This is a genomic window from Legionella nigrisilvae, from assembly GCF_977063395.2.
Map to the genome: position 1 here is coordinate 356,338 of NZ_CDRUGZ020000041.1, position 23,413 is coordinate 379,750.

Below are 23,413 nucleotides of genomic sequence, written 5' to 3' on the forward strand. Positions count from 1 at the left end.
AAGTCCACGTCCCTATCCCATGAGAGCAATGCATCACTTCGATCCAATGAGCATTTAGAGAATTTTTTTAGTTTGCAATCACTCAATATTGCATTTTTTTTCAGAATGTTCCAGCTTCATATCCGAGCAGAAAGGGCATATTTTATTCTTTCCGCTCAATTAAATACTATAATAATTAATATTCATCTATCCTAGGTCTGTAAAATATACAGTGCTAATACTATGCCAAATGATTTATTGATAGTAGGTATGGGCCCTATCGGCCTCGCTTCCGCATATGAAGCAGCTAAAAATAAAAAAAAAATATTAATCATTGAAAAACGTTCTGAAAGCACCGCCGCAATCAGGCCACAAGTAATTGCTTTAAACCCTCGCAGCAAAGCACAACTAATTGCTATGATCGGACAAGGAGAAGACCTTGATGAAAGTGATATTTCTTTTTTAGATTCTTTAAGCACTTCTGCTGAGATCAAGGTATCCTCCGTTCAGCGGTTCATTTTAAATCGAATAAAAAATCAAAGTAAATCTGGCTCAATTGCACCGGTAGAGATTTTATATGAGACTACACTGCAAGAAGGCACAGTTGATCTTAAGAACGGTGAGGCAACTATCTCGACTAACGGCCAAAAACAAACAGTTCACTTCAATCATCTGGTAGGGGCAGACGGCTCCAATTCATCTACTCTGGAATTAGTTAATGCAACACTGACTGATAATGAAAAGATCGAGCGCAAAACGCCAATGGCTATGCAACATCTGGAAGGAAGTTATCATTTAGGAGCCTATGTAAAAATCTCATTGAAGAATGGCAAAGAATTAAAATTATCTGAAAAAGAATTTGCCTCATCCTTTTTAGAAAATAAGCAAGAGGGGCATTCGACTGAAAATCAACTTTACTTTTTAAGATTTGATGAGAGTTCCTATAAAAATAAAAATAGCGGAAGAAAATCCGTAAAATTGGGATTTATTGGTGAAGTTCCAAAGAATATTTTTAATCAAACCCAAATATTGAGCCAGGAAATTGAGTCTTTAAATATACAGGCCGAAAATTTGGACAAAGAAATGAACTCCAATTTTGAGATCCTAAATGAGATAGCGAAGCTTAAAGAAAAAAGGCAAAAATTAGCTTTAAACTATGTTAAAAAAGCTGTCGCAGATTATTTAGAAATTGATGAAAATGACTTAGATGTAACGATTACTGCGAGTAAGAAGCATGCTGCAAAAGATAATTTGAAAATTTTAACTTTTCAGGGAGGAAGCAAGCAAGCAAATAAAGCCGCCATTCAAGCAAATGGTCATGGATTCTATTTAATTGGGGATGCCTATTTTACACCCAATTATCCAGCAGGACATGGTCTTAATAATGGGTTAGAAGCCGCGAAGTTATTAGGTAAAATTCCAAAGAATTCAGCGGATAATGAAACTCCCGAATTAACATTACACATATCCAAATACAATGCCCTATGCTCCAATAATGCCCGGCTAGCATGCTTGTTTATGCAAGGTCTTCGCTGGTTTAGGATATTAGGCTTGGGCCGCATTTTGATAGGTGAACTATTGGAATATGCGGTAGAAAAGGGAGAGAAAGGAAATAAAATTGATTTGAAAAAATATTTATCTCACACAATCTTGGTCGATGATGCAAAACCAGAAGATGTTATAGAAAAATTTCTGAAGAAACTATTTAAGATACATAATGTAGGAGTCACAGCTGGTTCAGCTAATTCAATTCTACCGACGCCGGATCCTGCTAATGAGTCCGTGCCGCTCGAGATTGACCCTGACGAGGATCAAATCGATAAGAAAATACAAGAATGGAATGCTTTTTTAACAAATAATCCGTCAATAGTAAAACAATACCGAGTAGAAATAGCCAATCAATTAAACGCCCTCAATGAAGTTTTAAAGACTTATAAAAGTGAACTTTTAAAATTAAAATTCAAAGAATTACAGGAGGATTTTAACAAAGTTTTTGATAATCATAACCAGGAATTAATTAACTTGGCTAAAAATGCACCAAATAAATGGGATGCCTCAGGTCGTAGCCCACTATTTCACGCGTTACAATGTGGCGATCTCGGAACAATACAAGCCATCTTAAGGGCAGGTGCTGATCCTAATAAGGCATGCAAATATAGTTCCGAAACTATCTTTACTCGCAGGGTTCTTGAGAGTCCTGAAATTGCGCGAGAGCTACTCGCTCATGGTGCCAACCCGTTTAAACCAGCTAAATCTTCTGTTTTTATCCTCTCATTTTTAGCCAATAAAGAATCCCGTAATTTTAACCCTAAATTTGGTATCGAATGCCTTTTTTCGCTGTCCGCTCCAAATTGCAAAATGCAAAAGTCTGCTGTTACCAATATAGCCGAATCACAAATTATAACATTAAAGGAAATGCTTCAGGATAAATCGTTTTATGAAAAATACTTAGATGAGCAATATATCGAAACATTAGTAGAAAGGATACTTACTTTAAAGAAGATTCCCAAGCCGGATAAAAGAGATGAGCAAATTAATTTAATAAGCGATTTTGTGGACAAATCATTAGATAATGTTCTTGAATCCAAAAGAGGCTTTTTTCATTTTTTCAGTGTTTTTTTTGGTCCATCTAAAACTGATCGCAATGGAACGGAAATCGAACCCCAGGGAAATGACAAAGACCAAAATTTAATAAATTAGAATATGATTGCCCAAGCGCCTTTCAAAAGTTAACAAACATGATGGCAAATTAATTACTCATAACGAAGATAATTTTATATCATCGAATTAAATCTTCGACGATATATGCCTCTTTTGCTACTACCTTCGCAATCAGCTTATTAAATTCATTAGCAATTAACTCTTTGCAATGGGTTGTTACGGGACCATTAATCGAAATTAAATATTCACCTTCCTGATTCCTAGAAAATAAAATCCATAAAGTTCGATTGCTTACAGGACGATCTTCACTACCAAAATGATTTGCATATTGAAATTTAAGATTCGTATTACTCGATTCTGAAACCGCTTTACTGAAAAAAGAAGGGGTAATATTCACCAAAATTCTCAATCGTTCTGGTTTTTTCAAAGGGATTTTTAAATTAAATAATTTATTAATTTTGCGTTTAAATAAGGCATTAAAACGAATTGCTTCAGCCCAACTCAAATATTTAAGGTAAAAATCAACAATCCCCGAATAAAGCTTACTTCTCTTAAATTGTTTCGTTAACCAGAGCTTATTCCATCTATAAAATAAATAATGGCTCATTGTTAATCCCGAATCTTTAAACTCACTGTTTTTAATTACATGCGAGCATTTTTGAAAAGAAGCAGTTTTTAATTGTTGTTCATCAATTGACCTAACAAAATCGATGAAGGTGTATTGATCATCTACTGCAATATTTAAACGTTTATATTCTGAGAACAAACCCACAACTGCATTGTATTGACTGCCTTCCCTTCCACTATGAATTTGAATAAAAGGTATTTTCTTCTGTCTGCTGAGCTTATAAAAGACAAGATGACATGCAGCGATTAGTCCGGTGCTCACATTCATATTATTAGTTTTATGCCATTCTAGAAATTGCTCGGCCTTATTGGACTCAATAGGATAATGGAATAAATACTTTTTCTGACTATCTATAGCCATAAAGTGTTTATGTCCAAGATACAACATTTTGAATCCTTTATTATAATTTTGCCAAAAATTAATTTTATGTTTTAAATTCGTCTCATAAAGATGATTATTTTTTTTGACAAAATTAAGAAACAAATCTTTTTCGGGCTCTACACTTAACGGCTTCCCTTGTGCCAGCATTTCATAGTATTTTTTAAATTGACTCAAGACAAGATCACAGGAAGGACCATCCACTATGATGTGAGGGATTATCATGTGCAATTCATGCAGATCGCTATTTATTTTATAAAGAAAAACTCTTATTAGTGGTTGATCTGTTAGCGGAATCTCGCGCAACATATTATTTTGAAATTCTTGATTGAGTACGATCTCTTCATTGTCTAGGGAGATGTCTTTATAAATTAATTCAAACTGTCCTTTTTTCTTTAACACTTGGGTGGGCACTTCGGAATCAAAGCTCAGCCAAAAAGCACTGTTGTTTTTTACTACGGCATCAAATGCATGAGCGATATAATCCTTATTCAACTTGCCTTGAATCTGTAATTGCGTTCCAACGTTATAAGAATAGCCTTGCCTATTAAGCACCCAAAAAATGTATTGAAAATCACATAAAGGAACCTCTTCACCCACGAGAGTTATAGCGGCATTAGGCATTGCTTTATTTTCAAATTGAAACAAATTCTGTAATTCATTCGCAATATTTTTAGCAATCTTGCTAATACTGGGCTCATTAATAAAGTATTCTATTGATAAGTTAAGGGTAGGAGTTTGTAATTTGTCATGAATACGATTGCGAATTTCTATGGCCATTAGTGAGTCTAACCCTAATGAAAACAAACCATCATCCACTTCAATTTGTTCTAGATCGTCTAACCCTAAAACATCCACTGTAATTTCTCGTAAGATCTGACTCAGGATGGCAATTGATTCTTCTTTGGTATGCTGACGAAGAGAGTTTAATAAATGCTGATCGGCGGGCTGAGAGTGCTTCATAAGCTCAACCAACCATGCATTTTTCGGAGAATATTTAAAATAAATGTCCCAATTGATAGGACATACACCAATTTGCGGCAATTGAAGGGTTAATAAAACATCAAGAACATCAATACTATCTTTATCTAACAAACTAAACCCACGTTGTTGAATAGCCTGGCTTAGATTTGCAGTCATCCCCATTGAATGGAAAGGTCCCCAATTAATGGAAAGTCCTGGTAATCCTTGTTGCTGTCGTAAATATGCCAATCCATCGAGAAATCCATTAGCTGCCACATAATTTGCTTGTCCTCTGGTACCTAAGATAGAAGCGAAGGATGAGAACAAAACAAATAGATCTAGAGGAATGTCTTTGGTTAATTGATGCAAAATTAGAGCACTATCCATTTTTGCACTTAATACATTTTGCATCTCATCATCATTTAAATTAACTAACAAACCATCTTGCACAATACCTGCGAGATGAAATATGCCTTGTAGTGGTTTGGAATTCTGTTCGATATCGTTAATGATCTGTTCCATTTTCTGATAATTACTGGCATCTGCCTGATAGTGTTTGATGAATACTTGCTTTTTGCGCGCTTGCTCGATGATCCTTTTAGTATCTTCTGAACTTTCAGATCTACTGGTAATGACAATGTGTTGCACGCCCCTATGAATAAGGTACTCAATTAATGTTTTTGCCAAGGCTCCAGTACCACCTGTGATCAGATAGGTTGCATCACTTTTAAATAGCTCTTGATGTATGAGATTTGCAGAAACCTGTGCTTTCTTTAATCGAGGAATATAAAATGTATCTCGGATCGCAAACTGATTTTCAACGCTGTTGTTGGTCAATAGATATTTTAATAGCTCTGGCAACGTACTTTTGCTATCCAAATCAATTGCATAATTTTTACCAAGCTCAAGTTCATTACTAAAAGTTTTCCAAAAAGCACATGCCATAGTATGGTAGGGATTTACCGTATCTGTTTCATGAACCGCATATGCATTTTCTGTGACTAATGTGAAGCTTTGAGGTCGTGACTTAAACATTTTTTGACAGCAATGAAATAAGTCATTGAAATGGCTTTGATTGTATAAGAATACTATATTTTTATTCTCAATAGGTCCCAATTCATCCAGACTAGATATGAATTGATAATCCAAATCACCGAATAGTTTGTTTGCCCGATCCGGTTCTTTGGATATCACAAATAACTGGGGAAGCTGCATTGGTGTCAGTTCATTGTACTTAAATGGACTCCATCGAGTTTGATACAAATTTTGAAGATAAGATTCATAAGGAATAAAATGGCTTTGCGTTACCCTTCTTAATTTAAACTGTTCAATTTCACCAATGAGTAAACCTGCATTATCATAAAATTTGACATCAAAACACAATTCATTATCATGCTCGGAAGTTTTCTGGGTTAAACAGCTCCATACACTTCGAGGAGCTTCATGAATTGTAGTCATTCGTGCAAACGTATATGGTACATACGTGGAATGCTTAAACTGATTTTTTTTAAGTAATAAAATACTTTGCATTACACCATCAAGCAAAATAGGCGGATAATAATAGTTGATCCCTTGGCTGAGTTTAGTAAGTACTACTTTGGAAAGAATGCTGTCATTTCCAAGATAACTCTCTTGCAAAACCTGTAGTTCCTCTGGATAAAAGAGAGCATGATTTTTAAAATGCTCATATATTTGCGATCCATCCAAGCTGCGCTCAAAAGATGATTTTAATTCATTTATATCGACTGACACAGGAAGCAACGGCGATCGTGAATTGATTTCCATTTCAGAAAACAATTGCCAATTATCATCTTGTTTCGCAAAAATATTGATTTTGTATTGTTCGACACTCTGTGGTTTGACTTGCAACTGAAACTCTTGGGCCTGCTTTGGATATAATGGACGCTCAATATGAAATTTTTCAATTGAAAACGTATTGGATTTCAATACAAATTTAGCGGCTGCCAAACCCGACTCAATAAAAGCGCTAGCTGGGAATATAACTTTGTCAAAAATAAAATTCTGCTTAATGTACGTTAAATGTTCTAAGTCCAGCTTGTTACTAAATAAAAACTCATTGCCAGGCAGCGACAACATTTGTCCTAAAAGAGGATGCACTACATCAGTAGGTGACTTTATGGAGCTTTTTTTCTCAACCCAAAATTCAGTCGCATCAAATACATAATGAGGTAAATTAACTTTGTTAAATACCTGGCTACTGTTTTTATAGTATTGATTCCAGTCGATCGATTTCCCTTGCATGTAACTTGTCACAATAGAGTGGAGAGGAGCATCTTGAACATCAAGAGTGATACCTTTGCCGTTAGATTGAGCAAACTGACCTGACTCCAAGATTCTACCTGCCTCTTGAGCCGTATGGGCAATTAAAGCCAACCGATAATTATAATGTTCGCGGCAGGTAGCTGCTGTAAAACAAATATCACTAAACGCTTCTGATGTTTTTGCTAAATACTGCTGATAACTTTGCACTAAATGTTCTAAAGCGGTTTGTGAGCTCGCAGACAGGACTAATAATTGGGCATTAGTGGATTTAACGGGTTCCTGGGCCGCAGGGTTTGGAAATTCTTGTAAAATAAGGTGAGCGTTCGTTCCACTAAAACCAAATGCACTGACCCCTGCACTTCTCAATTTTGAATCCGTTTCCCAATCTAGGTTTTGTAAGGGAAGCCGAGTATCCCCTAGGTGAATGTGTGGATTTAATTTTTTAAAATGGAGCAATTTATAAATTTTCTTCCTTTGCAGACTGATCACTGTTTTAATAACACTTGCCACGCCAGCTGCACTTTCAAGATGTCCAATATTAGTTTTTACTGCACCAAGATATAAAGGATTATTCTGAGTGTGTCCTTTTCCATAAACCTGATTAATTGCATGTACTTCAATAGGATCGCCTAAGGGTGTACCGGTTCCATGTGCTTCTATATAACTGATATCACCACTGGATAAATCCGTTTGACTTAAAGCTTTTAGCATTACTTCTTCCTGGCTTTTGCCATTAGGAACAGTCAATCCTGCAGAACGTCCATCATTATTTACTGCCGAAGCTTTAATAACGGCTAAAATGGTATCCTTGTCGCGTAAGGCATCGGATAGTCTTTTTAATAGCAGTACGCCGCAGCCCTCCCCTCTTGCATATCCATCTGCATGCTCATCAAAAGTTTTACAGTGACCATCAGGAGCTAACGCTTTAGCTTTGCATAAAGTAATATTTGCTTCCGGCATTAAAAGCACATTGACCCCACCCGCAAGCGCATAATCAATTTCTCTGTTTTTTAAACTTTGACATGCATAATGAATCGCTACTAAAGATGAGGAACAGGCTGTGTCCACACTGATTGATGGGCCTTTCAAATCAAAAGTATACGCTACCCGTCCTGGAATCAGATTAGACACATTCCCCGTTATCGAGTAAACACTTAGTTCTTCGTTAGAGAAACCCGATTTTTCTAGCTGTGCGTAGTATTCATTGGGACCTACACCTGCAAAAACTCCCGTTAAACTGCCCCGTAATGAGTCAGGTAAATAATTTGCATTTTCAATAGCCTTATACGAACATTCTAAAAAGATTCGTTGTTGAGGCTCCATTAATTTTGCCTCACGAGGACTAATCCCAAAGAAGTTTGCATCAAAGCATTTAATCTTTTCGATTAACCCTAGTTTATTAACATAAGATTTCCCTGGCGCATCCATATCGGGATCATAATATTTTCGATTATCCCAGCGCTCAATGGGTATATCTTTCATTCCACTTTTACCCTCTTCGAGTAGTATCTCAAAGGCCTCAATATCGCTGGCATTGGGAAAATTGCAACTCATACCAATAATTGCAATTGCATCATTGGTTTGTTCTACTACAGGTTTGGGACCTTGTTGGATAACTAAATGTTTCCCCAATTCAGACTCTATATGCTGAGTCAATTTATTAATTGAAGGATAATCAAAACCTATTGTCGCAGTCACTTTAAGGGTTGGTGCTAGTTTTTCTTTGAGCTTGGTTGCCAACTCGGTAATCATCAATGAATCAAAACCAAGCTCAAAGAATCCCTCATCTTCATCCAGCTCATCCACCTGGGTAAGCTCAAGAATTTCTTTACAAATAAAACACACCAAATCCCTACAAAATTGGAGGCGTTTCTCTGGATTAATTTCCAAATAGTCATTAAGCCATGAGGATAAATTCTTATTTGCAAATTGTTCTGAAACGTGCAGATTATCCGCTAAATATTTATGGAAACCCGGTACGGGTTTCGGAACAAAATCAAGCATAAATTTGAGATAATCAGGAGAAATAATAACTGCATGACTTAACTGATCATTAATAAGAATTTTAATGAACGTATGACCTTGTTCATTACTGATCAAAGACTGTTTTAATCCTTGGTCTTGAGATCGCTTTTTAGCCATCCCCACTTCGCCCCAAGGCCCCCATTCAATTGCAGTTCCAACCAATCCCAAACGTCGGCGCTCCGCAATCAAAGCGTCTACGAAACTATTAGTGCCACTGTAAACTGACTCTTTATTACTGCCAAATACGGAGGAAATCGAAGAATAGATAACAAAAAAGTCCAGGTCGAGGTTTTTAGTTAATTCATGCAAATACCAACTGCCTTGCACCTTGGCAGAAAATAAATAATCGACATCCTCATTGTTATGCTCCAATAATGGGGCTTTAATTGCTACACCTGCTGCGTGAATAATGCCTTTTAACAATCCGTCTGCATTCAATTCAAGAAGTAACTCATGTACTTTTTCTTTGTCAGTAACATCCAAATTTACAGGACGAATAATTCGCCCGGTATAACTGTATTGAATTTTCTTAATTGCTTCTTTTACTGCGGGTTTCTCCACATTTCGCGAACCAAGAATTACTTCCCTTGCACCAGCTGAAAGCAAAGCTTGCGCCGTGATTAGGCCTAAACCACCACAACCACCCGTAATTAAATAACGGCCTTCTCCATAAAGCGATCTTCGCTTATCCACGAGTTTGGTTTTTTGCAATCGCGCAATAAAACGTTTGCTTTCTCGATATGCAACGATGTGTTCATAACATTCCTCAAAATTATGCCTAATTTCATCGACAATTTGTCCCGCATAATTTTCGTCTTCTGTTTTTTCGGTATCAATCAAAATAGTATTCAATTGCGGCAGCTCTAATACTAATGTGCGGCAAAACCCAATAAGTGGGCTATCATTCAGATTCAGCGCCCCTGCTGCCAGTTCTGCTATTGCATTGGATGTAAGCACAATAAGTTGCAATTTTATAGCTTTATGATCCAGCTCTTTAACAAGTTCCAGTAACTTTTTAAGGGTGTTTTTTTGAAAATGGATACTGGACCCAATATCTTCAGTTTTAGGAGCATCCAAACCTACCGCAAAAATAATCCCATCCAATTGCTTTAAGGGTGGACTCTCTTCTTCAAGGTGAATATCTAATCCCTGGGCAATAAGGCGGGGAGCAAGTTGTTGTGCGCCAATTAAAAGCCAATTATTTCCTTGCATTTTACGATTAGTGCGAGTACAGAGTTGAGGCAGCCATTGCAATTGAAAACACCAATCTTGAGGTAAAGGGGCATCTTTTAGTTTGTCTTTTGTTTCAAACCAATGTTCTTCGCGAGCAAATTCGTATAAAGGAAGTTTAACTTTTAGAAACTGAGTGTTGAGTGACTGATAAAACTCAACCCAATTTATAATCAACCCTGCTTGAAAATCTGCCTGTAATTCCGTCAATGACTTGCTTTGTAGCAAAGAGGCGGGATTCCTTTTTTCCTTTTTGATTTGAGTGATGGTGTACCCATTGTTCTCAATCACGGCAGCGGCTTCTTTCGCCGTACGTGCTTTAATAGCAACCCGAAATAAGAAATGGCTACGACACGTTGCAGCGGTATAGCATATATCCGCAAATTCCTCTTGCGTATTTTCTAGATAATTTTGATAACTTGCTAAAAGTAACTCTAGCGCTTTTTTACTTTTGGCGGAAATAAGTAATAAGGACTCTTGAGGGAGTGTACGTTTCTCTATGGTTCGTACAGGGGCTTCTTGGAGTACGATGTGTGCATTCGCTCCGCTAAATCCAAAGGAACTCACCCCAGCACATCGTAATCCTTCTTCCTTGACCCAATCCAGAGTCTTTAATGGAATAACTGTATTTTTTAACTCAATTTCAGGATTTAATCTCTTGAAATTAAGGTGTTTAAATATTTTACGAGCATGTAAACTTAAAACAGCCTTAATTACACCGGCCACTCCAGATGCACTTTCAGAATGGCCTATATTGGTTTTTACCGAGCTGATGTAAAGCGGTTTTTCCTCACTATGGTATTCACTAAAAATTTTGCTTAGTGCATTCACTTCAATGGGATCAGCCAATGGTGTACCGGTACCATGGGCTTCTACGTAATCAATATCTTTGGGTGATAAATGTGATTTAGCGAGAGCACTGCGAATCACCTCTTCTTGAGCAATACCATTAGGAACAGTAAATCCGCCACTCTTACCATCGCTATTAATGGAAGTTCCTTTAATTACCGCAAGAATGTTATCCTTGTCTTTTAACGCCGTGCTTAATCGTTTTAAAACGATGACACCACACCCTTCACTACGTGCATAACCATCCGCATCCTCACTAAATGTCTTGCAGCGGCTCTCGGGGGATAACATCCTGGCTTTTGAGAGCGTGATATTTGAATCGGGAGCAAGTAGGATATTTACTCCCCCTGCAAGAGCCATATCACAATCGCCATTTTGCAAACTTAAGCATGCATCATGAATGGCGGTCATCGAAGAGGAGCAAGCTGTATCAATGGCCTGTATTGGTCCGTGGAAATCAAACGCATAAGCGACTCGACCCGGTATCGCATTTAAAACATTTCCTGTGGCAAAATAAATGTTTAGATCTTCTAAACCAACACCAAGGCCTGCTAATAAACGTGGATATTCATTCGTACCACAACCAACAAAAACTCCAGTTTTACTGTCTTTAATTGTAGAAAGAGATAAGTTTGCATCTTCCAATGCATGATAGCTCGTCTCCAGAAATACGCGTAATTGTGGGGACATGAGTTTGGCTTCACGAGGGCTGATATTAAAAAAATCTGCATCAAAATTTTTTATATTTTCAATTAAGCCAAGTTGTTTGATATACAGACGGCCTAAAGCATTAACGTCCGGATCATAAAATTTCTCATTATCCCATCGCTCCAAAGGAATATCCGCCATACCGGTTTCGCCTCGCTCTAATAAGGACAAAAACGCCTCTATGGTTTCTGCTTTAGGGAAACGACAACTCATGCCAATGATCGCAATAGGTTCATTGCTCAGTATATTGACCGTGGGTTGTCGGTACACAGGTTCTGGCATCTGGACTTGATGTATATGTCTGGCCAACTTGTCCAAACTAAGAAAAGCAGGAATGGACATCTTATAAGAGAAGAGTTCATAAACACCCTGCTCCAGTGCGGTTAATGACTCCTGGTTGAATCCTAAAGAGCCGAAATCCTGATGTTCTCCAATGGGTTCTATTTTTAAAAGGAATTGTATGTAAGCAGCCAGTTTCTCTTTGATGGATTCTATTTGTTCTTCTTTGGGTTGCAAAGATAGAGTAATTAGCCCATTTTTCTCCCTCGTTTCATGCCAATAGGGTTTTCTATCAAAAAAATAAAGTGGTAAATCTGCTTTATTAAATTGCACATCTTCAGGATCAATTTTTATATTAAATCCCGCAAAATAGGCCTCGTGTATCAGCTTGGCGTCAGGAGATAATTTTTGGATTTCTTTTTTTATAGTGACCTTTTGAATCTCATAAGATTCAGATTCGATCGTGTGAATCAATGTTTCTTTATCCTGAGTCACAATGGCGCAACGATATTTATAATGATCACGACAGTTTATAAGGGTACAACAAATATCATGTAAACTTGTCGACGTTCCTCGAAGATATTGTGCAAAACGTACTAACATCTTCCTTAATGAATACTCACTATTTGCTGAAACAACAAAACATGTTGCTTGTCCATCATCTAATGATTCTGGTGTTAAGATATCATTGTCTGCTTCTTCAATGATGGCACTTACATTAGTGCCACTGAAGCCAAAATTAGATATTTGCACATGTCTTTTTTTATTTTTTTGTTTCTTAAAAGGAAGTGCTTGTACGGGTAAAATTGCGGGTATGCTTTCTGGATCTATAGTTTTATTTGGTTGAGTATAATGTAAATTGGCAGGAATTGTTTCATGCTTCAATGCACCAATTGCTTTAATCAGTGAGGCGACCCCAGATGAGGCAATACTGTGGCCTATATTACTTTTCACTGCGCCAATAATTAGAGGTTTATCTTGAGTATGATACCCTTTGTGGATCTGTTGGATTGCATTAAACTCAACTGAATCACCAACAACCGTACCTGTTCCATGAGCTTCAATATAATCAATGTCACTTGGAGTTAAATGAGCCAGCGCCAACACTTCATGATGCATGGCAATTTGTGACTTAATATTTGGAGCAACCAAAATCGTCCCATCATCACCATCCTGATTCATGGCAATACTTTTGAGTACTGCATGAATGGTGTCTTGATCTTTAATCGCATCAGTTAAGCGTTTTAAAATTATTACCCCACACCCTTCGCTTCGCACATAACCATCAGCATGGATATCAAAGCTGCTGCATTGATCCTGTGCAGATAACATATTTGCTTTAGTTACACTGATAAAACTTTCAGGGCAAAGACTAAGATGAACTCCACCCACAATAGCCATAGAACATTGCTTCATTCTCAATGAGGATGCTGCAACATATAGCGCTGCCAATGAAGAGGAACAGGCTGTATCTACAGCCATACTGGGACCTTTTAAATTGAGAAAATGTGACAATCGTCCTGGAGCAGCGCTGCTGGCCGCACCAATTTGGGTATAGGCATTAAATTCGATATTGTCTTTATAATTGAGCTGGCTGTAATCCTGGGTTGAAGCGCCGTAAAATACCCCGGCATTTGAATTATTCAATGAGTCTAGTGGGATATTGGCATGATTTAAAGCACGAATTGCCACCTCTAAAAAAAGACGATGTTGCGGATCCATTTGTTTGGCTTCTACTGCAGATATTTTAAAAAAAGATGCATCAAATAATTGAGGATTATTAAGAAAGCCTCCTTTACGACCAATTATTTTATCGGCTTTCTCCCGATCTGGATCATAATATTCATCAACATCCCAACGGTTTTTTGGCATTTCTTTAATAGGCGAAAGCCCCTTGAGCAACATCTCATAAAACGTCTCAACATCTTCTATATCTGAATCAATACCAGGAAATTGGCAATTCATTCCTATGATGGCAAGAGGTTCATTAAGAATGTCTTTTAGATCAAGTTCCTGGTTTTTTTTCACCACTTTAAAATACTCCCATACCACCAGAGACAATGCCATTAAGTTTAATGGCGGTGACCACCAGAGGCAGCACATAAAATAAAAATAAAAAATAGCAATAATAAGGACTTATAACAAGACACTGAATTTTTGCGTGGTAGGATAAACACACCTTGATTTTGTTTATTACTGAATATCAGTTTCCTTTATATGTTTATACAACATATCCCCACTACCTTTATTTCATCTGCAAACCATAACGTCATGGCTCAAAATTTATTCACAAAGTGGCTTGAAAATGAGCATCATGACACTCATACTTATTTAATAGCACAAAAGATTCAATAGAACAAAAAAACAGAGCTAAAATCTTCTTTGTCGCAGTATTGACGGGGAGTTGTATTTGATAAATACAACACTCCATGGTAGGTTATTTATTTAATGAAACATTTAATCACGGAAAATAACATTAAAACGTATGGCCAGGCTTTAAAGCAAATTCGTTCATTATTAAAACTAGGGAATCCTCATCCCTCAGAAGTAAAATTAATTAAAAATCAGATTCAAGAAAGCTATAAAAGTTTTGCACATATTATTTTTGATAAGTCCTTTTTGAATTGGGGGTTATGGAATAAAAAAATATATAATGAATACGCTTCCTTAAACTTTGATTTTTCAAAAATATGTACTATCCAGGATATTTATTCTCCTTTACTTCTCTATCATCTGATAAGACCGTTAATCAGGATGCAATTTTTTGATAAAAAACTGCTTGAAATTGGGTGTGGCAATGGAATTGGTTTAAAAGTTAGTTCTCTATTACTAAAAACAAAATATGCTTTAGGTGTTGATTTAACGAAAGAATTAGTTAACCACGCATATCAAAATTTCTACAAAGAAAACACAATTAATTATATTCAATCCGATGCGGAACATTTGCCTTTTGAAAATAACAGTTTTGATATTATAACCAATCTTGAAAGCTCACATCTTTACCCACAAATTGAGCTATTTTTTTCAGAAGTAGAGCGTATTTTGTCGCCTAATGGTTTTTTTTGTTATTCTGACCTTAATATTAAAGGTAAATTACAAGCAATGAAATTAGACGAATATCTTGAGACAAGTACCACCTTAAGAGTAATTCAAAAGGTAGACATAACGCGGATGGTTCAATCGGCTATTTATCATCGCTTGATTGTAAATGAACAAAAAATATTAGCCTATATTAATTCGATGATCAGTGAGGATGAAGAACTTCAAGATTTCGTTAGTTCCATGGGATTAGCATTTCTTCCTTGGTGGTTCTTTTTGTTTAAAAAAACAAGTCTCCGTCACATTGCAAAAAAAGAACGAAAAAAAACGCTTATTTATGGAAAAAAATATTATTTTTATTACTTGATTCAAAAGGTTAATCAATGAAAATCATGAATGTTAAGACCATCGAATATGTTTATGGCGAAGAAGAGAAAATCAAGAATATTCTATATAAATCCAGGGAACCTCTGCTCATAAAAATAAAAAACTTTAAGGGTAACTTTAATTTAGATTATTTTGAAAAACACATTCATGCCGATACAACCTATGCTACTTTTGAAAATAACCGTCGTGTGGCGCATCAACCTGCTGATTTTGGAACAATAATAGCTAAAATCAAACAAAATATGCCCTATCGAATCTTTGGGCAAATTCTTACTGAAAAACAATCGGCCGAGATTGAAAAGCATATACCCCTTTGGCAACATATCCCCTTAAGACCAAGATACTTTAATAAGACCTTAAAAGTAATCTATTTTTTTGGTGGCCAAAATACTCATACCTATATGCATTATGACCGAGAGCATTGCAGCAATCTTCATGTATGTTTCAGTGGGAGAAAGAGATTTTTACTCTTTACTCAAGATCAGAGTGAAGCGATTTATAAACTTCCTTTTGTGAGCGATAGCTTGATCGATTTTAGTCGACCTTTAGAGGAAATTAATCAGCAATATCCCAGATCACAACATGCTGAAGGATACAGGGTTACTCTTGAAAAAGGCGATATGTTATTTATGCCAAGAAATTGTTGGCATTATACTGAATATCTCGAGCCCTCTTCTTCTGCGTGTTATATTTTTTATCCCAAAAAAATCCTGCAGATTTATGGGTATTTTACAGGATATTTTTTTCTCGGTTTTAAAGAGCCAACGGGCTTTTTAATCAGTAATTGGCCTATCGTTAAAAAATTTAGCGAGCGCTATGCCTTAGCAAGTGGAGTAAAAAAATATCTAATGAAAATGATAGAGTTCATAATATTCCCAATCATATTACCTATTGTAAGTATCCTTGCACTCATTGCTCATAAATTAAAGCCACGGCGCGTTTATTAGGGAACAGGATTGGACCTCGATGCATTACTGCTCACTCATTCCAAATCCATCTATTTTTCGATCCGTGCAGGAGTATGCTTGGATCTTGAGGAATAGAGGCTAAACGCTTCCTAATTTTTTACCAATTGACAAAATACATTCATCATCGCAATTTGCTCAATATTCGTTGGCGTCGCTTCAAGCAAGAAAGGCGAATAGACAACAATTGCTAAACACTGAGCTCGCGAGATGGCAACGTTGATTCTGTTTTTATCAAAAAGAAAACCAAGTCCTCGAGGCGATTCATTTGCATTACTTGCACACATACTTAAAAAAACGATTGGCGCTTCTTGGCCTTGAAATTTATCAACGCTTCCTACTTTAGCCTGTTCACCAAGTGCATTCTTCAATTTATTGACCTGGTGATTATAGGGAGCAACAAAAAGGATATCCTCCCAACTAATTTCTTTTTGTGAGCCATTTTTATCCTGAAAGGTTCTGCCTAATAGTTCCTTGGTTAATAAAACAATTTGTTGGACTTCTTCATCACTCGCTTGGGTATTTCCTTCATGAATGACGGGTACCGGAATAATACCGGCCTCTTTAGTTAACAAGCCCTGATATCCCGGAGGAATTACTATTAATTGGTGCTCATTTCCAGGAGCAGTTTCCAGTTTGCTTTCATAAATCGCATGGCTGATAAATTGATTTACTGCAGGATGCATTCTATAAGTTGTGCCCAGAAAAACTCCCATAGAATCTGGAATTGTTGGGGTCGTGTGTAACAAGTACTCTAATATGGATAAACCACTTTCTTCAGGATGACATCCCTGGGAGGGTTGGCCTAACTGCATTTGGTCGCCCATTAATACAATATTGTGGGTTGCACGACTCATCGCAATCAAATTAGCCACACTCACTTGTCCTGCCTCATCAATAAAAAGATAATCAAAAGCACCAGCTAACTCTTCTCTGCTAAACCCCCACGCTGTAGTACCTACAACACACCCAGGTTTAATGAAATGAACCACCTCTTTATTCTCCAGGACTGCAATATCCGAAGCCTTGATGTTCCCATCGGTATTACGGGTACAAGCAAAATGCCCTTCTATCCCGTTTTTGCGGCAATAATCAGCAGTACTCACTAACAAATTATTGATTGCTTTATGGCTATTGGAGGAGATGCCTACTTTTTTTCCTCTTTGAATAAGCTCGGCGATTAGATGTTTTCCGGTATAGGTTTTTCCAGCTCCTGGAGGACCTTGAAGTGTTAAATAACTATTGTTTAAATTTAAAACGGCCCGAATTAGCTCCTCCAGTCGCTCCTCAGGATGATGACTTGGTGCTATAGCAAGTCCTTGAGGATGATTTTTAATTCGCGGATAAGACCTGTTCAGAAAATCCAATATCGCAGTATGTTCAAGTAAGCCTTGCTCAAATAAAGCCGCCTGTTTGGCAATTGCATCGGGAATCGAATGGGGATCTACGTATTCATTAGGGATCAAAGTAATTGGGTCATCCACTTCATTTTTCATTTGCAAGACAATAATCCCATGCTCCAAATCACTGTCTTTTTCATAATAATTGACAGTGACGGTTTTCCCCTCCTCTGTTTCCTTACCTAAAATAAAATATTGCTGGGCTCCCCCTTTAAACTCCTGTTCTGGATCAAAAAAATACTCATAAGCTAAAGTTCGTGACTTAGGTGTAGGCTTATAAGGAGGTTTAGGGGTTCGTCGACAATAGGCCAAACAATCAATATCATCGAGTAGTTCTTCTCCAGTTAATCCCAGGCGTTCAAACATTCGCCAAAAGACGGGTTTAGCTTCACGTCTATGGAATTCAATTGACCAGGCTAAAATTAAATGGATTTTGGCTAAGGATAAGTTGCCGTCTGCCTTTAAGCGTTCAGCGTTTGCGAGTAATCGATCGCGTAATTGAATACGCTCACCCAACTCTTTTTTGACCTCAAGTTCAACAGGTTCGGTTTTTCCTAAATAACTTATGCCTTGTTCTTGTTGTCGGGCTCTCAACCAATCAACCAACTCTAAAGTGGAATAACAATCATCAATATTATAATCACGAATATCATTTAATATTTTTGAAGTTTGCCAATTTTCTCCATCGGGATTTTCTCGCCAATGTTCGTAAACAACGACTGAATCCCCTCCAGATCCCACTTCCGTATCACGTTTGCTTCGGTATAAATGCTCTACATTTTTAATTGAATAACGCGGCTCACCGATAATTAGAGAGGCTTTAACGATTTTATATAAATCAACAAATACTTCATTGCGTAAAAGTTGATCCACTTCCTCTTCGCACACGCCGTATCGTCCCATGAGACGACGACATGCGGAAACTTCATAGTTGGCATAATGATAAATATGCATTTGCGGATCTTCTTTCCAGCGCTGAAAAACCCACTTTATAAACGCTTGAAAACTTTCTTTTTCTTGTTCCGAATTATGAGCCCAGAAATCCTTGTACTGGCGTTGACCTTGATCATCAAAATAGGCAACCCCCCAAAGGTATTCCAATCCTCCATCTTCGAGAGGAAATCCTTCGATATCAAAAAATACATCATGTGATGATCCAAAAGGTAAAAGTGCCAAACCTTGTTTGTGGCCGGGGACATGAGGGAGTATTTTATATAGAGGAATATCCTTACCCATACTTTTCTTTTGGATTTTAGCTTGTGCTTGCAAACGTGCAAAACGATCCGGTTTAATTCCTTTGACCCAGGAGCACTCTGCATGAGCTAATGCAGTCATCGTCTTAATACCCGCCGAATACAACTTTTTGATTTGTGCTGCCGTAATGGTGGCAACTTGAATTAAATGATCAGCATTGATTAATAATTCTTCAGCATACGTGCTCCATCTTCCCCAACTTTTAGATGCAGCAGGATCAGGACATGCAGTAGGATTAAAATTTTGCTGCGCCAATAAAAACTGATGTTTCAAATTCTGGTAATAATAAAAAAAATCTGCCGTACGGAAACGTTTCTGTTCCTTATTCCCTAAAACGACAGTGAGATATTCTGTTCTACAGCCTTGCATGGCTTCAAGCATTTCTGCATAGCAACATAATTGCAACAGAAAACTAGGTTTTACCGAACGGGCAAGTTTGGTATCCAACACCTCATAATTGTACTCACCAAATCGACTTTTTCCTGCAGTTTTTATTAGAAAATCTGCATAACCCTGAAAGGGAAGCAATTGCAAATGAGCCTGATAGATCACCTCGATTCCATCCTTCATCGCTGTTAATGTTGCCTCATATGAATTCGGGTGTTGAAACAGATTCGCAACGGATAATCCTTGCTTTTCAAAAAAAGCCAAGAGCTCTAATTCATGCTGATGACCTAAATGTTGCAATACATCAATTAATTTATCGCTCTCATCAGGCGGCGGTAATAAATTAGGATGTACCACGGCAAGATGTTCTATCCAAGATACAAAAGGACTCTCCATAAATTGAGTGAGATCGGAGGGTGAAAAAACTAATTGATTGGAGTGAATGTACATTTCGGCACAATTGAATAAGAGAGTTAACTCAAAAGTATACCAAAACATGAGCCTTGTGAAATATTAAACTAACTTATTGATTATAAGCACTTTAAAATTTGGCGTAAGCGACTTGAAAATAGTATAAAATCCGGCACTATAACGCGCATTTAAGGACACTCTAGAAAATGATGAATAAAAACGAAAAAATTCCTACTGAAGAAAAAATATCCCCTGAAAATCAAAAAATAATGAACCGCACCATTGGCATCCTAACTACCTCTATAGCACTGTATGCCTTACTTCGCAAAGGCAATTACCGTGCTGCTTTTTTGTTTTATGAGAAAAGTGGCGGAGGTGGATTTAATATTTATAAGGAACTGGAACATGGGAAATTAAAGCGCTGTTTTGCCATTGACTATCATCCGTTTTGGGATAAAAAGGCCAATCAATCGGTATGGAAGTTACATTATCATCGGGGTGAAAATGAAAGCCAAATGAAGAAACATAGACCGCATCAGGGAGGGTGGTAACCTTCGTCTTGATTAACTTACTGTTGAGGATAATAAATTTGCACGGGATCCTTCTTTTTATCTACCACAGCAAAAGAAGTCAACTGATGGGGTTTTGCGGTTGTTTTGTTCATTATATCCCAAACGGTATAATCTCGAATTATTTCAGCATCCCCAATGAGCGAACGATGACACCGCCAAGGGACTGCTTCGGCACACATAATCGCAACTTTATAGTCTTTTATTAAATGATTTAAGGCATCAATTCCTTCAAGAAAATCCTTCGTTTGCATATAATCAGCAAATCCACGAAAACTCGCATTTCGCCATCCAGTATTAATAGAGTTTTTTTCAACCTTACGCAAACCACCTAATTTAGCAATGTGTGTGTACGCAATTTTTTCTTTGGCGAGCGATTTTTCAAATTCTCCTTTATTAAACCATGGAACAGTGCGCGATCGAGGTATTGTTCGCACATCAACAACATGAGTTATTTGATGTGCTTGAATTATTTCAAGAAACTCCTGCAAAGTATGTGTTGAATGACCAATCGTAAAAAGCTCAGGCATAAATCCCTCCCTTAAATTTACATTGCTCTCAAATATCCTCAACAGGTTGTTGTTCTAAAGTCTTCGCTCCAACCCAACGTGGAAAAAATGGACGCAGCTTTTTGATAAAATCATAGGCCATCAATAATGCGCCTAAAGCAAATACAACATCTCCAGGAAAGCGTAACCATTGCCATAATAAGGTTGTATTATAAAATTCAAGGCTTCGTGAATGAGCAAAACCATGCTCATACACATCCATCAACTGCGCCCACCCAATAGGAAAGAAATTCAAAACAATCCATAAAACAAGCCCCAGGTTATATAACCAAAAAGCCCAGATTCCTAAACGATCACTCCATGGGTAGCGATCTCCAGCGGCATAACGTAAGCAAAAATAAATTAAACCAAGACCCAGCAAACCAAATGCCCCGAATAATGCGGTATGGGCATGGTTTAAAGTAAGAAAAGTTCCATGCTCATAATAATTTACAAGTGGGGCATTCAGCGTACCGCCACCAAATACTCCTGCACCCACAAAATTCCAAAAAGAGGCCCCCAAGATATAGACATAAGCCAGATTATAGGTAAACGCACGTTCTCGTTTAATTAATTGACGATGTTCAATGGAATCAATGATAAGAAGAACCAAAGGTAATACTTCAATAAAGGAAAACATTGTTCCTAATGGCACCCACAGATCCGGAGTGCCAGTCCAATACCAGTGATGACCTGTGCCAATAATACCGCCTAAGAATATTAAAATGGTTTCAAAATACATTGTTCGTTCCGCTAAAGCACGCGATACCAGCCCTGTTCCCATTAAAAGATAAGCCGTAGCACATGCTGCAAAAAATTCAAAAGACTGCTCCACCCAGAGGTGAACCACCCACCAGCGCCAGAAATCCGTGATTGTGAACGATTTTTCAATTCCGGTTAAAGGAATCATGCCAAAACAATACAATACAGCCACATTTATCGTGCTTGCCCAAAAAAGATGCTCTAAACGAATACGACCGGTCCAAAACTCAACCGTAGCAGTTTTTAAGCCATTCCACGTAGGCCACATACCTCGGAACACGATAAAACTCCACAAGAAAAGCCCTAAACAGAATCCAATTTGCCATAATCGACCGAGCTGCAGATAGGATAATCCCTGATTACCTATCCAAAACCAAGATTCATTCACATATCCCATAATTCCCAAGTAATTACCGATGATTGCACCGCCCACAATAAAAAGAGTGACCCAAAAGAGAAGGTCGACTAGCAGACCTTGTCTTTTCGCCTCTTTCTTACTGATAAGCGGTGCCATAAAAACTGCCGCGCTCACCCATGAAAGAGCGATCCAAACAATCGGTGTCTGGATGTGTACATCACGCAAGAAATTAAAAGGTAAAAAATCATTGATATTTATTCCATAAAAACCCGTACGTTCTGCATAATAGTGCGCCATAATTACACCTACAGCGATTTGAATCAGCAAAACCAGTGCCACAATTACGAAATACTGCCCCACCTTACGCTGACTCGGGGTTAAGGGCTCAAATCCCCAAAATATAGGTGTTTTCAATGCGTCATCAGGCCCACTCAAAAAGCGATGATAAATATAAAGTACTGCGCCAAACCCCAAAAATACGAAACAAAATGATACCCACGTCCAGAAAAAAGTATTGGGTGTGGGTGTGTTACCCATTGAAGGTTCATAGGGCCAATTATTGGTATAAGAACTGTTTTGTCCTGGTCTATGGGCAATTGTAGTAAGGGAAGAATAAATTAGAAAATCAGCCGTCTGTAGGGCAGTTTGCTCATTCAAGCTGTACGCTTTGGTCCAACCTGTTTCTGGATCATGATTAAGTAGAGTTTGTGAAATTTGATTCCGCAATTGCACTATCGCATCAGCTACTGGCTGCGACAACATACTGATTGGTTTGCTCAAATCTGTCTGTTGTAAATCGCGTTGCATTGCTTGGCGAACGACGTATTGTTCCCCTTCAGCCAGATTCATAAAAGGTTTGCCAAAACGTTGTTGTGCTATTTTATCCTCTGTAATTCGTCCCAGGCTTACTAAATATTTTGCCGTATAATCCTCGCCAAAATAAGAACCCATTCCATAAAGACTTCCATAATCCATAAGGTCTGCACGTTGAAAACCTGCTTTACCCGCGACTATATCCTCTGCAGTCATGACGACCTGTCCCGAAGGGGATTGAAATTGCTGCGGTAAAGGAGGGGCAAGTTGATAGGTTTTATAGGTTCCCCAAATTAATATGATAAAGCAAATAATGGCCGTAATTAAAAGAACCCATTTTAATACGTTTGAGACTTTATCCGAGTTTATGGGCTCAGCGATTGAATTTGAGGATAGATAATCCATTCGACACATTCCTTATGTGAATATAGAGCTCATTTCCTACCATAAAGTTTTGCTCTAGTGCATCTTTGTTTTAAAAGAGCGAAGCTCCTCTAAGTTGAACACCGCAGAAACCGAAATAAGCAGCAGTATACA

General features: G+C 37.6%; 8 protein-coding genes. 4 read left to right on the forward strand and 4 right to left on the reverse strand.

Annotated elements, in window-relative coordinates; genetic code table 11:
- Window positions 1-222 precede the first annotated feature (222 nt).
- Window positions 223-2,679, forward strand: coding sequence for a hypothetical protein (locus tag ACWTE2_RS27580; protein ID WP_454785287.1), 2,457 nt, complete (start codon window positions 223-225; stop codon window positions 2,677-2,679).
- Between the two features lie 79 nt (window positions 2,680-2,758).
- Here ACWTE2_RS27580 and ACWTE2_RS27585 read toward each other — a convergent pair whose 3' ends face one another.
- Complete coding sequence (locus tag ACWTE2_RS27585; protein WP_454785288.1) at window positions 2,759-14,014, reverse strand: SDR family NAD(P)-dependent oxidoreductase; 11,256 nt, start codon at window positions 14,012-14,014, stop codon at window positions 2,759-2,761.
- A 417-nt stretch (window positions 14,015-14,431) separates the two neighbouring features.
- On the opposite strand from ACWTE2_RS27585, the gene ACWTE2_RS27590 reads away from it, so the two are divergent.
- On the forward strand, window positions 14,432-15,409 hold the full coding sequence (locus ACWTE2_RS27590; RefSeq protein WP_454785289.1) for a class I SAM-dependent methyltransferase: 978 nt from the start codon (window positions 14,432-14,434) through the stop codon (window positions 15,407-15,409).
- Window positions 15,406-16,356 carry a cupin-like domain-containing protein gene (locus ACWTE2_RS27595; protein WP_454785290.1) on the forward strand — a complete coding sequence of 317 codons (951 nt, stop codon included), beginning with the start codon at window positions 15,406-15,408 and terminating at the stop codon, window positions 16,354-16,356. The genes ACWTE2_RS27590 and ACWTE2_RS27595 overlap by 4 nt, the downstream gene beginning before the upstream one ends.
- A 110-nt stretch (window positions 16,357-16,466) precedes the next feature.
- Here the strand turns inward: ACWTE2_RS27595 and ACWTE2_RS27600 are convergent, their stop codons facing one another.
- Entirely contained in the window at window positions 16,467-19,865 is a 3,399-nt protein-coding gene (locus ACWTE2_RS27600) for a TM0106 family RecB-like putative nuclease (protein ID WP_454785291.1), read from the reverse strand.
- 167 nt (window positions 19,866-20,032) lie between these two features.
- On the opposite strand from ACWTE2_RS27600, the gene ACWTE2_RS27605 reads away from it, so the two are divergent.
- On the forward strand, window positions 20,033-20,377 hold the full coding sequence (locus ACWTE2_RS27605) for a hypothetical protein (protein WP_454785292.1): 345 nt from the start codon (window positions 20,033-20,035) through the stop codon (window positions 20,375-20,377).
- Window positions 20,378-20,394: 17 nt separating this feature from the next.
- On the opposite strand, the gene ACWTE2_RS27610 is transcribed toward ACWTE2_RS27605, so the two are convergent.
- Complete coding sequence (locus ACWTE2_RS27610) at window positions 20,395-20,925, reverse strand: DUF488 domain-containing protein (protein WP_454785293.1); 531 nt, start codon at window positions 20,923-20,925, stop codon at window positions 20,395-20,397.
- A 28-nt stretch (window positions 20,926-20,953) separates the two neighbouring features.
- Window positions 20,954-23,281: a nitric-oxide reductase large subunit gene (locus tag ACWTE2_RS27615; protein WP_454785294.1), complete on the reverse strand. Its 2,328-nt coding sequence runs from the start codon at window positions 23,279-23,281 to the stop codon at window positions 20,954-20,956.
- Window positions 23,282-23,413: the final 132 nt, after the last annotated feature.